Source organism: Kitasatospora sp. NPDC059795, from assembly GCF_042732175.1.
In the GTDB taxonomy this organism is placed as follows: Bacteria; Actinomycetota; Actinomycetes; order Streptomycetales; family Streptomycetaceae; genus Kitasatospora.
On the sequence record NZ_JBHWID010000026.1, the window covers coordinates 24,567 to 37,291 of the forward strand.

10 protein-coding genes and 1 tRNA gene are annotated in these 12,725 nt (G+C 73.8%); 4 read left to right on the forward strand and 7 right to left on the reverse strand.

The features are described from left to right. Positions 1–8: 8 nt before the first annotated feature. The 3 genes from ACFV4P_RS33085 to ACFV4P_RS33095 form a co-directional block, all read right to left on the reverse strand. Entirely contained in the window at positions 9–2,231 is a 2,223-nt protein-coding gene (locus ACFV4P_RS33085) for an AAA family ATPase (RefSeq protein WP_380477193.1), read from the reverse strand. 196 nt (positions 2,232–2,427) lie between these two features. Beyond that, entirely contained in the window at positions 2,428–3,360 is a 933-nt protein-coding gene (locus ACFV4P_RS33090; protein ID WP_380477194.1) for a hypothetical protein, read from the reverse strand. 95 nt (positions 3,361–3,455) lie between these two features. Next, on the reverse strand, positions 3,456–3,974 hold the full coding sequence (locus ACFV4P_RS33095; RefSeq protein ID WP_073808706.1) for a SigE family RNA polymerase sigma factor: 519 nt from the start codon (positions 3,972–3,974) through the stop codon (positions 3,456–3,458). Positions 3,975–4,284: 310 nt separating this feature from the next. Here ACFV4P_RS33095 and ACFV4P_RS33100 point away from each other — a divergent pair, with 310 nt between their 5' ends. Then, positions 4,285–4,488 (forward strand): hypothetical protein, encoded by a 204-nt coding sequence (locus tag ACFV4P_RS33100; protein ID WP_380477195.1) that lies wholly within the window; start codon positions 4,285–4,287, stop codon positions 4,486–4,488. An 18-nt stretch (positions 4,489–4,506) separates the two neighbouring features. On the opposite strand, the gene ACFV4P_RS33105 is transcribed toward ACFV4P_RS33100, so the two are convergent. Beyond that, complete coding sequence (locus tag ACFV4P_RS33105) at positions 4,507–5,103, reverse strand: TetR/AcrR family transcriptional regulator (RefSeq protein ID WP_380477196.1); 597 nt, start codon at positions 5,101–5,103, stop codon at positions 4,507–4,509. 332 nt (positions 5,104–5,435) lie between these two features. On the opposite strand from ACFV4P_RS33105, the gene ACFV4P_RS33110 reads away from it, so the two are divergent. The 3 genes from ACFV4P_RS33110 (at position 5,436) to ACFV4P_RS33120 (ending at position 8,637) form a co-directional block, all read left to right on the forward strand. Then, positions 5,436–6,575, forward strand: a complete 1,140-nt coding sequence (locus tag ACFV4P_RS33110; RefSeq protein ID WP_380477197.1) for an acyl-CoA dehydrogenase family protein — start codon at positions 5,436–5,438, stop codon at positions 6,573–6,575. Between the two features lie 50 nt (positions 6,576–6,625). Further along, positions 6,626–7,387 (forward strand): SDR family NAD(P)-dependent oxidoreductase, encoded by a 762-nt coding sequence (locus tag ACFV4P_RS33115; protein ID WP_380477198.1) that lies wholly within the window; start codon positions 6,626–6,628, stop codon positions 7,385–7,387. Positions 7,388–7,527: 140 nt separating this feature from the next. Then, positions 7,528–8,637, forward strand: a complete 1,110-nt coding sequence (locus ACFV4P_RS33120; protein ID WP_380477199.1) for an RNA polymerase sigma factor — start codon at positions 7,528–7,530, stop codon at positions 8,635–8,637. 126 nt (positions 8,638–8,763) lie between these two features. On the opposite strand, the gene ACFV4P_RS33125 is transcribed toward ACFV4P_RS33120, so the two are convergent. The 3 genes from ACFV4P_RS33125 to ACFV4P_RS33135 form a co-directional block, all read right to left on the reverse strand. Continuing rightward, the gene (locus ACFV4P_RS33125; protein WP_380477200.1) at positions 8,764–10,254 is read right to left on the reverse strand and encodes an SDR family oxidoreductase; all 1,491 of its coding nucleotides are present in this window, start codon (positions 10,252–10,254) and stop codon (positions 8,764–8,766) included. A gap of 53 nt (positions 10,255–10,307) precedes the next feature. Beyond that, positions 10,308–10,381 (reverse strand) — tRNA-Ala (locus tag ACFV4P_RS33130). A 398-nt stretch (positions 10,382–10,779) separates the two neighbouring features. Then, positions 10,780–12,648, reverse strand: coding sequence for an AMP-binding protein (locus ACFV4P_RS33135; RefSeq protein ID WP_380477201.1), 1,869 nt, complete (start codon positions 12,646–12,648; stop codon positions 10,780–10,782). Positions 12,649–12,725: the final 77 nt, after the last annotated feature.

Here is a 12,725-nt window from a genome sequence, read left to right on the forward strand (position 1 = left end):
GGCTGCGGTCAGCGTTCGTCGTCGGCCGTCCCGTCCGCGTCGGCCGCCCCGTCCGCGTCGGCCGTCCTGTCCGAGCCGTTCGCGTCGCCGCCGTGGGTGTCGCCGCCGCCCGTGTCGCCGCCGTGGGTGGCGCGCAGTTCGGCGGCCCGGGCGCGGTGGGCGGCGGCCTCCCGGGGGCGGTCGGTGCGGTCTGCGAGGGTGGCGAGGTCGGTGCGGATGCGGGCCTCGTCGAAGGTGGAGCCGCGTTCCTCGGCGTCGGCGAGCGCGGCGGTCAGGTGCGGTTCGGCGTCCGTACAGCGGCCGGCCCGCAGCAGGGCCCGGCCGAGGCCGGAGCGGGCGCGGGCGGCGATGCGGCCGCGGCCGGGCATCGCGGCGAACAACCGGTGGGCGCGGTCGAAGAGTTCGGCGGCGGCGGCCTGGTCGTCGGCGGCGGCCTCGGTCTTGGCGCACTGGTAGGTCTGGAGGGCCGCGCCGTAGGCGTTGCCGATGGCCAGGTGGACGGCGCGGGCCTCGGCGAAGTCGGCCAGGGCGGCGTCGAAGTGTTCCCGGGCGGCGTCGGCGCCGTGGTGCTCGGCCGTCCATTCGCCCCGGGCGAGGGCGAGTTGGCCGCGGAAGTCGACGGCGGAGGCGGCGAGTCGGCGGTCCGCGTCCTGGTCGCCGAGCAGGTCGGCGAGGGCGCGGGCCTGCTGGAGCAGGGCGGCGGCCTCGTCGAACCGGGCGGCCTCCCACAGGGGTCGGGCGAGCAGGCAGCGGGTGCGGATGCGGGCGGGGAGGCGGTCGGCGCGGTCGGCGGAGTCGACGGCGGCGCGGAAGGCTTCGACGGCGTCGTGCCGGGGGTGGTCGAGGTAGTGCGTCCAGAGCGACTCGGCGAGGGCGACGGCGTCCTCGTCCTGCCGGGTGGCGTGGGCGAGGGCGACCGCGCCGTACAGGCTCAGCCGGTTGGCCTCCATCCAGTGCAGCGCACCGGACTTGGCGGTGCCGAGGTCGGCGTCGGGGACGCCGGGCAGCGGCGGGACGGCGGGTTCGACGGTGAGGCGGGCGCCGGCGGTCAGCAGGTCGGCGCGGGCGGTCTGGCGGCGCAGCCAGTGCAGGACGCGGCGGCGGGCGGCGGCGCGTTCGGCGCCGTCCGGGTCGGCCTGTTCGGCGCGGCGCAGGGCGTGGCCGCGGACCAGTGCGTGCTGCCGGTAGCCGCCGGCCCGGTAGTCGAGCAGTCCGGCGGTGACGAGTTCGGCGAGGGCGTCCTCGGCGTCGGACAGGCCGAGGCCGAGCAGGGCGGCGGCCAGGTACTCGGTGCCGCAGGGGCCGGGGATCTCCGCCAAGGTGCGGTACAACTGGGCTGCGGCGGGGGCGAGTTCGCGGTAGGCGGCGTCCCAGACGGCTTCCACGGGTGCGCTGCCGCGCCGGTGGAGTTCGTCGGTGAGGCGTTCGGCGAGCGCGGCGAGGGTGCGGTGCGGGAGGCGGCGGGCGAGTTCGCCGGCGACTTCGGCGGCCTTGGGCAGTCCGGCGCAGGCGGCGGCGATGGCGTGCACGGTGGCGGGGTCGGCGGCGGCCCAGCGCTGTTCGCCGAGCAGCAGGCGCAGCAGTTCGCCGGTGTGGTCGGCGCTGAGCGGGGTGAGGGCCAGCTCCAACTGGCCCGCGTCGCCGAGGTCGTAGAGCGGGCCGCGGCTGGCGACCAGCACCAGGCTGCCGGCCGAGGCGGGCAGCAGGGCCTGCACCTCGGCGCCGGTGTGGGCGTTGTCGACGACCAGCAGGCGGCGGCCGCCGCGGGTCCTGGCCCAGTACTGGCGGAGCAGGGCGCGGTAGCCGCGGCCGAGCCAGTCGCGGTCGACGCCGAGGGCGGGCAGCAGGTCGGCGAGGACGTCGGCGGGGTCGATGCCGCCATCGCGGCGGTAGTCGTCCAGGTCGAGGTAGTGCGCCCCGTCGGGGTAGCGCTCGGCGAGGGCGTGGCCGACGCGCAGGCAGAGCGCGGTCTTGCCGATGCCGCCGAGGCCGCTGATCGCCACCACCTGCGGGGCGCCCTCGCTCGCGCCGGCGGGCGGGCGGAGCTCGACGATGCGCCGCTGCTCCTCGGTGCGGTCGACGAAGTGGGCGCGCTGGGGCGGCAGTTCGAAGGCCGGGGTGTGGACGGCGGCGGCCGCCTGGTGGATGTTCACGGTGCCGACGTGCCCGGCCTGCACCACGGTGTCCACCCTGGCGTGGTCGCCCACCACGTTGCGCGTCTGTTCGGTCACTCGTCAACCCTACGCGGTGGCAGGGACGGTGGCCGGGAGACGGGCGAACCCGGGGGGTCGGGCGCGGCGGGCGGTCAGGTGCGGCGGGCGGTCAGGTGCGCGGGCGGTCAGGTGCGCGGGCGGTCAGGTGCGCGGGCGGTCAGGTGCGCGGGCGGTCAGGTGCGCGGGCGGTCCGACACAAGGGCGGAGCGGGCGGTCAGTTGGAGGGCAGGCTGAGCCAGCGCCACTCCTGGCTCTCCGCGACGCCGCGCCAGGTGTCGAGCGGGATCGGCGGGGTGGTGCGGGTCTTCCGAGGCACGGCGAGGACGTAGTCGCGCGGGCCGTTGAACTCGGTGAACTCCAGCACGGTGCCGTCGATCCGCCACAGCCTGACCCGGTAGTTGTACAGGCCGGGAACGATCGCGTCGTTGGCCTCCACCATCTCCCAGGTGCCGTCCGGGAGGAAGCCGTACTCGCAGCCCTGGGTACTGCGCTTCCCGGTGCCGAAGACGGTCTCGGCGCAATGGAACGGCTGGTCGCTGGGGTCGGGCGCGTGGCGGTCCTTCGGGAACTGGGCCACCGAGTGCCGCATCATCACTTCCAGGCTGCTGACCACCCCGTCTCCGTCCACGTACTGCAAGGTCACCCCGGCGGTACCGACGGGAAGGGTGCCGAGGAAGGCCCTGGCGTCCTTGAAGGACCCCACTTCGGCCGGCAGCAGGGCGGTGATCACCTTCTGCACCTGGGTGGGCGTGAACGCCGCCATGCCGTCGGGGCCCGGGGTGTCGTTGCTCGACGGCCGGCCGAGCACGGGTGCCGGAGAGAGGTTCAGCATCTGGGTGTAGTCGGGGTCGTGGCTCGGCGCGACGGAGCCGAACGGGCTCGGCGAGGTGGTGGGCGAGGCGAGGACCGCACCGGCCGGGTCGGTGTTCGCGGCCGGTGCCTTCGCGGCCATGGTGTTCAGTCCGGCGTTCGCGCCGACGGCGGCCAGTACGACGACGGTGAGCGCGGCGCCCGCGATCCGCAGGCGGCGGGCCAGCTGGCGCCGGCGGCCTCTGCGGTTGCTCTCGGCGACGATGACGGCAACCGGGACGCTCAGCTCCTTGACGCTCGTCTCCATCATCCGGGAGAGCTCCAGGTCCAGGTCCAATGTCCGATGCCTTCCGTACTGGCAGGTGGGTGTCACGCGGGTGACAGAACGAGTAGAGGGGTGTGCCGGGGGTCGGCCCGGCGCCGTGGGGGTGGTCAGTCCTGGAGCAGCAGGGCCCGGTCGGGGCCGAGGATGGCGCGCAGTCGGGTCATCGAACGGGAGTTGAGGCTCTTGACGGCGCTGACGGTGACGCCCATCGCCTCCGCCGTCTCCTCCAGGCTGTAGTCCTCCAGGTAGCGCAGCACCACTGCCGCCCGGTTGCGGGGCGGCAGTTGGCGCAGCGCGGCGACCAGGGTGATCCGCAGGGCGGCGGAGCTGCCCTCGCGGGCGCCGACGGTGGGCTCGTCGGGGAACTCGGCGACGGCGAGTTCGCTGGAGCGGCGCAGCCGGCGGTGCGACAGGTAGCAGCGCAGCAGCACCTTCCGCGCGTAGGCGTCGACGCCGGCGTCCCCGTCCGCGCGCCGCAGCCTGCCCCAGACCGGGTACATCTTCGACAGCGCGGTCTGCACCAGGTCCTGTGCCTGGTGCCAGTCCCCGCACATCAGGTACGCGAGTTGGAACAGGCGGCGCGCTCTGCTGGCCGCGAACTCGTCGAAACCGAGCCCCTCGGTCATGTGCTCCCCCGGATGAAAAAGTGTTCGTCGACGCTCTGAAGACGCCTCGCCCGGGGGGTTCCGTCGCGGAGGCGAAGATCAAGATTGGGTAACGGGGAGCAGCCGACTCGCGTGCAGGCCTTTGCGGTGACGGCGGCCGGATCGACCTCGAAGGGGTTGCGCAGACCGGCGGCGGGGGTGCCCCGTGCGCCCTGATCGCCCCCTCGGGAACGGTGACCCCCTTGTCGACCGTGCGCCTGCGGCGGCGGTCAACTCCCCTGCTCCGCGCGGGATTTCCCGCCCGCGCGGAGGCGGCGGCACACTGGACGGCATGGAGCGCATCGAGAGCGAGGGCGGCGAGGCCGCCTGCTGGCTGAACCTGGTCTGCGAGGAGTGCGGCAAGGTCCGGGAGCGCGGGCGCTGCCCGGTCTGCGACGCCGGGCCCGAGGCCGAGGACGACTCCGACGCCGGGCCCGAGGACGACTCCGACGTCACCGCATCCGACGCCGGCTCCGGTTCGTCGCGGGAGAGTTGAGCGCCCCGCGCGGGGGTCTCAGCGCAGCAGGCCGTGCAGCAGCAGTTCGGCCAGGTGTCCGTACGCCTCGGCGTCGGCGAGGCCGGTGGCCTCGGCGACCTGGCGCTGCTGGATGCGGACCATGACCGAGCTGATCACGTCCGCCGCGAACGCCACGTGGGTCTCGCGGAAAGCGCCTTCCGCGACCCCGTCGTCAATCAGGCGTTGGATCTGGCGGGCGGCCGCGCGGGTGTTGCGGCCATACACCTCGGCGGCGGGTTCGAAGGCCGCCAGGTCGTCGAAGAACCGGGCCGAGCCGGGGGCCAGTTCGGCGGAGACGGCGCGCAGGTAGGCGGCCAGCCGGGCGGCCGGGTCGGTCTCGGCGGCGAGTGCGGCCTCCACCCGGGCGGTGGCGTTGCGGAAGAAGTGCACGACGGCCGCTCGGACCAGTTGTTCCTTGGAGCCGGCCAGCCCGTACAGGGTGCGCTTGGAGCAGTGCAGGCGGGCCGCGAGGTCGTCCAGCGTGAAGCGGGCGAAGCCCTCGGCGACGAAGAGCGCGACGAGTTCCTCGAAGAGGGCGCTGCGGCGGGCGGCACCCCGTCCGGTGGGTTGGGGTGCGGTGGCGCTGTCGATCACCCGGCCAGTATGACAGTCGGCCTCTCCCGGGCCGCCGATCCGGCCGCCGGGCGCACCCGGCGACGCCTCTCGCGCCCCTGGTTCGCGCCCCGCCTCGCGCCCCTGTACATGACCCTGCGCATGACCCGCCTCGCGCCCGCCCTCGTTCGGCGAGCTGCCGCTTTCCCTCCACTTCCCTCCACTTCCCTCCACTTCCCGCCACTTCCCTCCACTTCCCTCCGCGTTTCCGGCCTTTTCCCTGTTGGCCGCCCCGGCATCTCCCCTGCCGGCCCCGGCTGCGCTACGCTTTCCGGTACTGACGTACCGCTTTGCGTACCGCTTGGAGCCGGAACATGGCCGTGGACCGCCTGCTTCCCACCGAGGAAGCCGCCGACCTGATCGCGCTGACCCGCGATCTCGCCGACAAGGAACTCGCCCCGAAGGTCGAGTCCCACGAGAAGCAGGAGCTGTACCCCGAGGGCCTGTTCGCGCTGCTCGGCCAGGCCGGTCTGCTGGGCCTGCCGTACTCCGAGGAGTTCGGCGGCGGCGGGCAGCCGTACGAGGTGTACCTGCAGGTGCTGGAGGAGCTGGCCTCGCGCTGGGCGGCCGTCGCGGTCGCCACCAGCGTGCACACGCTGGCCTGCCACCCGCTGAACGCGTTCGGCACGCCCGAGCAGAAGGAGCAGTGGCTGCCCCGGATGCTGGCCGGCGAGATGATCGGCGGCTACAGCCTGTCCGAGCCGCAGGCGGGCTCCGACGCGGCCGCGCTGACCTGCAAGGCCGAGCCGGTCGACGGCGGCTACCGGGTGACGGGCACCAAGGCGTGGATCACCCACGGCGGCAAGGCCGACTTCTACGCCCTGTTCGCCCGTACCGCGCCCGGCGCGCACGGCATCTCCTGTTTCCTGGCGCCCGGACAGGCCGAGGGCCTGACCTTCGGCCCGCCCGAGGAGAAGATGGGCCTGAACGGCGTGCCGACCACGGCCGCGTACTGGGACGGCGCGCTGCTCGGGCCGGAGCGCCTGATCGGCACCGAGGGCCAGGGCCTGTCCATCGCGTTCTCCGCCCTCGACTCGGGCCGCCTCGGCATCGCCGCCTGCGCCACCGGCCTCGCCCAGGCCGCACTGGACACCGCCGTCGCCTACGCCAACGAGCGCACCACCTTCGGCCGCAAGATCGTCGACCACCAGGGCCTGGGCTTCCTGCTCGCCGACATGGCCGCCGCCGTGGACTCCGCCCGCGCCACCTACCTCGACGCGGCCCGCCGCCGCGACCTCGGCCGCCCGTTCAGCCGGCAGGCCAGCGTGGCCAAGCTGATCGCCACCGACGCCGCGATGAAGGTCACCACCGACGCGGTGCAGGTGCTCGGCGGCTACGGCTACACCCGGGACTTCCCGGTCGAGCGGTTCATGCGCGAGGCGAAGATCATGCAGATCTTCGAGGGCACCAACCAGATCCAGCGTCTGGTGATCAGCCGTCAGTTCGCCCGCTGACCCCCTGATCCCCCGACGGTTCGCCACCTGTTTCGAAAGGCCTTTCCACCATGCAGCTCACCGGTACCGCCGCCCTGGTCACGGGTGCCGCCTCCGGCCTCGGTGCGGCGACCGCCGCGCACCTGGCGGGCCTCGGCGTCCACGTCTACGGCCTGGACCTGCCGAAGGCCGTGGAGTCCGCGACGACCCCGCCCGAGGGCGTGACCCTGCTCGGCGCGGACGTCACCGAGGAACAGCCGGTGCGCGACGCGCTGGCCCGGATCGCCGCCGACGGCCGCCAGCTGCGGCTGGCCGTCAACTGCGCGGGCATCGCCCCGTCCGCCCGGATCGTCGGCCGCCGCGGCCCGCACGACCTGGACCTGTTCCGCACCGTGCTGAACGTCAACCTGCTCGGCACCTTCAACGTGATGCGGCTCGCCGCCGAGGCGATGTCCACCCTGGAGGCGGACGAGGCCGGGCAGCGCGGACTGGTCGTCAACACCGCGTCCATCGCCGCGTTCGAGGGCCAGGTCGGCCAGATCGCGTACGCCGCGTCCAAGGCCGGTGTCGCCGGGATGACCATCACCGCCGCCCGCGACCTCGCCCAGTTCGGCATCCGCGTCGTCACCATCGCCCCCGGCATCGTCGACACCCCGATGATGGCCGGCTTCTCCGACGAGGTCCGGGCCGGCCTCGCCGCCACCGTCACCTTCCCCCAGCGCCTCGCCCACCCCGAGGAGTACGCCCGTCTGGTCGCCGTGATCGCCGACCACGACTACCTCAACGGCGAGACCATCCGCATGGACGGCGCCCTGCGGATGTCCGCACGCTGACCCGCCGCTCGCCGCCCTCGCCGCCCTCGCCGCACAGGGCCGCCCCGCACCGGGCGGCCCTGTGGCGTGTCCGCCGGCTGTAATCGTTCGCGCGGTGCCGGACATTTCCTGGTGACGGCTGTCGCACAGGAAGGGCGCGCATGACGGACCAGGAGGAGCCGCAGGAGCGGCACCGATGGCTGGAGGACCTGTACGAAGCCCACGCCGACCGGGTGATGGGCTACCTGCTGCACCGCGCGGACCGCGAGACCGCACAGGAGATCGTCTCCGAAACGTTCCTGCTCGCCTGGCGCAAGCAGCACGCGGCGCCGGACGACGGGGACGACGCGCTGCCGTGGCTGCTCGCCGCGGCGCGCCGCCTGCTCGCCAACCGGGTGCGCTCCGACCTGCGTCGCCAGGCCCTGGCCGAACGCATCCGGGCGACGCCGGACAGCACCCCGCCGACGGCCTTCGAGGACCGCGTCGGCGACCGCGAACAGGTCTTCCAGATACTGACGCACCTGGCCGAGACCGACCGCGAAGTCCTGCTGCTCACCGGCTTGGTACGACCTGACGGCGCAGCAGGCCGCCAAGGCACTGGGCTGCACCAGAGCGGCCTACGCACTCCGCCTGCACCGCGCCAGACGCCGTTTCGGTACCGCGTTGGAGCAACAGCAGACGTCAACGACCGCCATCGGCTCGGAGGTGCCCGCATGAAGAACGACCCGGTGCTGGACGCCGTCCGGCAACTGCGCCCGCAGGACTCCGACGGCTGGGCGCGCTCGCCGCAGGGCCGGCGCGTCCTCGACTCGGTCCTGGAACGCGCACCGGCCGCCTCCGCACGGCGGCGTCCGCCGCGAACAGTGCTGGTCGGCGGCGCACTGCTGCTCCTGCTCACCGGCGGCGGGGCGCTGGCAGCCGCCGGCGGGCTGCCGTGGAACGAGCCCGGGCGGACGGCGATGTGCGCCCGGACGCTCGCCGCCGACGCGGACCTCGCCGAGGTCTCCACCACGCACGACTTCGACCCGCGCGACCCCGGCGCGTCCTGCGCCCGACTGTGGCGCCGGATGTGGGGCCCGTCCGAGCCGGTGCCTGCCTCCTTCACCGCATGCTTCCACCCGGGGGCCGACGTTCCGGACCCCGACGGCGGCTACCATCACGACCCGCACGCCCCAGGCGGTCCGATCGTCTACCCGGCCGACGGCCTGCCGCCGGACGAGGCCTGCGCCAAGATCGGGGCCAAGCCCATTCCGATCGGTCGACAGGGGTAGGTCCGGCCTGGGCGAATCGCGGCGAATGCGGTTGTTCGCGGTGGCTGGCGGGTGGTGGCGGGTGGTGGCGGGTGGTGGCGGGTGGTGGCGACGCTTCCGGGCGGCGATGCCTCCGGCGGCGGGGCGTCACCACTCGGCGACCTGGTAGTCCTTCAGGAAGACGCCGGCGAAGGGCTCGCCCGCTTCGCCGCGGACGATCGGGTCGTAGATGCGGGCCGCGCCGTCGACGATGTCGAGCGGGGTGCGGAAGCCGGCGTCGGCCATCCGGGACTTCTTCGGAGCCGGGTTCTCGTCGGTGATCCAGCCGGTGTCGACCGCGCACATGTGGATGCCGCGCGCGGCGAGTTCGGCGGCGCTGGTGCGGGTGAGCATGTTGAGCGCGGCCTTGGCCATGTTGGTGTGCGGGTGGCCGGACGTCTTGTTGCGGACCGCGAACCGGCCTTCCACCGCCGTCACGTTGACGATGTAGCGCGACGGGTGCGGGGACGCCTCCAGCAGCGGCAGCAGCCGGTCGCAGAGCAGCGCCGGGGCGAGTGCGTTGACGAGCTGGGTCTCCAGCACCTCGGCCGGGTCGAGTCCGCCGAGCGTCGCCGACCAGGAGTTCCGCGGCGCGCGGTCGGGCAGCAGGCCGGCCTCGTCCACTCGGGCGTGCGGGCGCGGCACTGTCAACGCGGGCTGGGGCGTGGTGGGTGCGGGGGTCTGCGCGGCGGGGGCGGGGGTCTGCGCGGTAGGTGCGGGGGCGGCGGGTTCGGTGGCAGGGGCCGCGAGTTCGGGGGCGGGCGGAGTGAGTTCGGCGGCGGGCCAGGCGGGCGCGAGGGCGGGCATCGGGCGGAAGCCGGGCGCGTGGGCGACCTGTGCGGGGACGGGCCCGTGCTCGCCGGCGGCGAGCAGCGCGTAGGCCTCGGGCGGGCGGCGGACGGTCTGCGCCGCGTTGTTCACCAGGATGTCCAACGGCCTTCCCTCGGCGAGCAGTTGCTCGCACAGTCCGAGGACCTGTCGGGGGTCGCGCAGGTCGATGCCGACGATCCGCAGCCGCTCCAGCCAGTGGGCGCTGCCCTCGGCGGCGGCGAAGCGGCGCAGGGTGTCGTGCGGGAAACGGCTGGTGACGGTCAGTTCGGCGCCGTCGCGGAGCATCATCAGCGCCAGCTGGAAGCCGATCTTGACGCGGGCGCCGGTGAGCAGGACGCGTCGGCCGGTCAGGTCGGTGCTGAGGGCGCGCCGGGTGGTGTGGTCGGCGGCGCAGTCCGGGCAGAGGCGGTGGTAGAAGCCGTCGAGTTGCCGGTAGCTTCGCTTGCAGACGTAGCAGCGGCGGCCGCGCCGGAGTTCGCCGATCGGAACGTGCCCGGGCGTGGTGGGCAGCGGGGCGTCCTCGCGTCGCGCGGTGTCGCCGGTGGCGGTGGCCGCGGTCAGTTCGGCGTCGGCGAGGACGGCGTCGGTGCGGCGTTCGCGGCGGCGCTGCTGTCGACCGTCGCGGACGAAGGACTCGGCGACGCGTTCGGCCCGCAGCCGCAGCGGGTGGTCGGCGGGGAGGGTGCGCAGTTGCCCGACGGTGCGGTCGAAGGCGGCGAGCTCGGCCTCGGTGGGTGCCTGGGACCGGTGCGGCTCGGGCGCGCTCATCGAGGGTCCTCCGGGGTGGCGGCGCGTCGGCCGGTGTGGTGCTGGGCCGGGCCTCCCGGGGGCCGGATTCGAACCGGCGTGACCCGCTCTGCGAAAGCGATGCGTCTGCCTCTGCGCTACGCCCGGGAGGTGGGAGGGATGCTACCGGCACGCACCGGGTCGTTGGCAAGCGCTTTCCGGCTCGTCCGGGCGGGTTCCCCGGGGCGGCGGGAAAGCGGTTTCCGGCTGCTCTGCCGACAGCTCGGCGAGGGCGCGCGGAAAGTGGTTTCCGGCTCGCCCAGGCACCCGCCCCCGGAGCGGCGGAAAGCGCTTTCCCCCTGCTTCGCCGACAACTCGGCGGGAGTGCGCGAAAAGCAGCTTCCCGGCGCTCCGGACGCTCACCCTCCCGGATGGCGAGAAAGCGCTTTCCCTCCACTCGTCGGGGCAGCTGCCTCCGGCAACGGGAAATCGCTTTCCGGTTGCTCTGCCGACGGCTCGGCGGGGCGTGCGGAAAGCGGTTTCCCGTTGCGGGGTGGGGCGGGTTGCTCAGCCCTGGCGGAGGTCCGGGAAGTCGCTGTCCCAGTACTCGTTCGGGTTGCGGTTCTCGGTGCGGTCGGCCTCGTGGTTGCGGAGTTCGACGCGGCGGATCTTGCCGGAGATGGTCTTCGGCAGGTCGGCGAACTCGAGGCGGCGGATGCGCTTGTAGGCGCTGAGCTTCTCGCGGGTGAACGCGAGGATGTCGCGGGCGAGTTCGGGTCCGGGGGTGCGGCCCTCGACCAGCACCACGTACGCCTTGGGGACGGCCAGGCGCAGCGGGTCGGGCGAGGGGACGACGGCGGCCTCGGCAACGGCGGGGTGTTCGATCAGGACGCTCTCCAGCTCGAACGGGGAGATCCGGTAGTCGCTGGCCTTGAAGACGTCGTCGGCGCGGCCGACGTAGGTGATCCAGCCGTCGGCGTCCCGGGCGGCGACGTCGCCGGTGTGGTAGTGGCCGTCGCGCATGGCGTCGGCGGTGCGTTCGGCGTCGCCGCGGTAGCCGCGCATCAGGCCGAGCGGGCGGCGGGCCAGGTCGAGGCTCAACTCGCCTTCGTCGGCGGGCTTTCCGTCCGGGTCGAGGAGGGCGACGTGGTAGCCGGGCAGCGGTCGTCCCATGGAACCGAGCTTGACGGGCTGGCCGGGGCTGTTGCCGATCTGGCAGGTGGTCTCGGTCTGGCCGAAGCCGTCGCGGATGGTCAATCCCCAGGCGGTGCGGACCTGTTCGATCACCTCGGGGTTCAACGGTTCGCCGGCGCCGACGAGTTCGCGCAGGTCGGTGCGGTGGGCGCCGAGGTCGGCCTGGATCAGCATCCGCCAGACGGTGGGCGGCGCGCACATGGTGGTGACCTTGCAGCGGGCGATCACCTCCAGCAACTGCTGGGCGTCGAACCGGCCGTAGTTGAAGACCAGGACGGTCGCCTCGGCGTTCCACGGCGCGAACAGGTTGCTCCAGGCGTGCTTGGCCCAGCCCGGTGAGGAGATGTTGAGGTGGACGTCGCCGGGGCGCAGCCCGATCCAGTACATGGTGGACAGGTGACCGACCGGGTACGAGGCGTGGGTGTGCTCGACCAGCTTCGGCTTGGAGGTGGTGCCGGAGGTGAAGTACAGCAGCAGCGGGTCGTCGGCGAGGGTGGGGCCGTCGGGGGTGAACTCCTCGGCGGCGGCGTCGACCTGCGCGTAGTCGTGCCAGCCGGCGGGGACCGCGGTGCTGTCGTCGGGGGCCGTGTTGCTGTCGCCGGGCACCGTGTTGCTGTCATCGGCAGCGCGGACGGCGATTCGCAGCGGGGCGCCGGGGAGGTCGGCGAAGCGGTCGGCCACCTCGGCGGCGGCGATCACGGCGCGGACCTCGCCGCGGTCGAGGCGGTCGGCGAGGTCCTCGGTGGACAGCAGCAGGGTGGCGGGGATCAGCACCACGCCGAGCTTGATCGCGCCGAGCATCACCTCCCACAGTTCGCCGACGTTGCCGAGCATCACCAGCACCCGGTCGCCGCGCCCGAGGCCGAGCGCGCGCAGGTGGTTGGCGACCTGGTCGGAGCGGCGGGCGAGCCGGTCGAAGGTGTGGACGCGCTCGCTGCCGTCCGCCTCGACCACCCACAGCGCGGGCCGGTCGTTGCCGCGCGCCATCGGGTCGAAGTGGTCGAGCGCCCAGTTGAACTCGCCCAACTCCGGCCATTCGAACGTGCGGTACGCGGTGTCGTAGTCGGTGGCGTGCTGCCACAGCACCTCACGGGCGGCCCGGAAGTTGGCCACCGAAGCGGCCCGGTCGAGCCGTGCCCGGGCCTGCCCGGCGTCCGAGGCGATGCCCGATCCGGAGCCCAAGTCGCTGCCCGGCCCGAACGGTGGCTGCTCGTTGTTGCGGACGTTCTCGGCTGAGCCCATGGCCTGACCCCTCTTCGTTCAGTTACCGTCGCACCCAATATTTCCGCCGGCGTGCGTCTGCGGTCCCCCCACCTGGA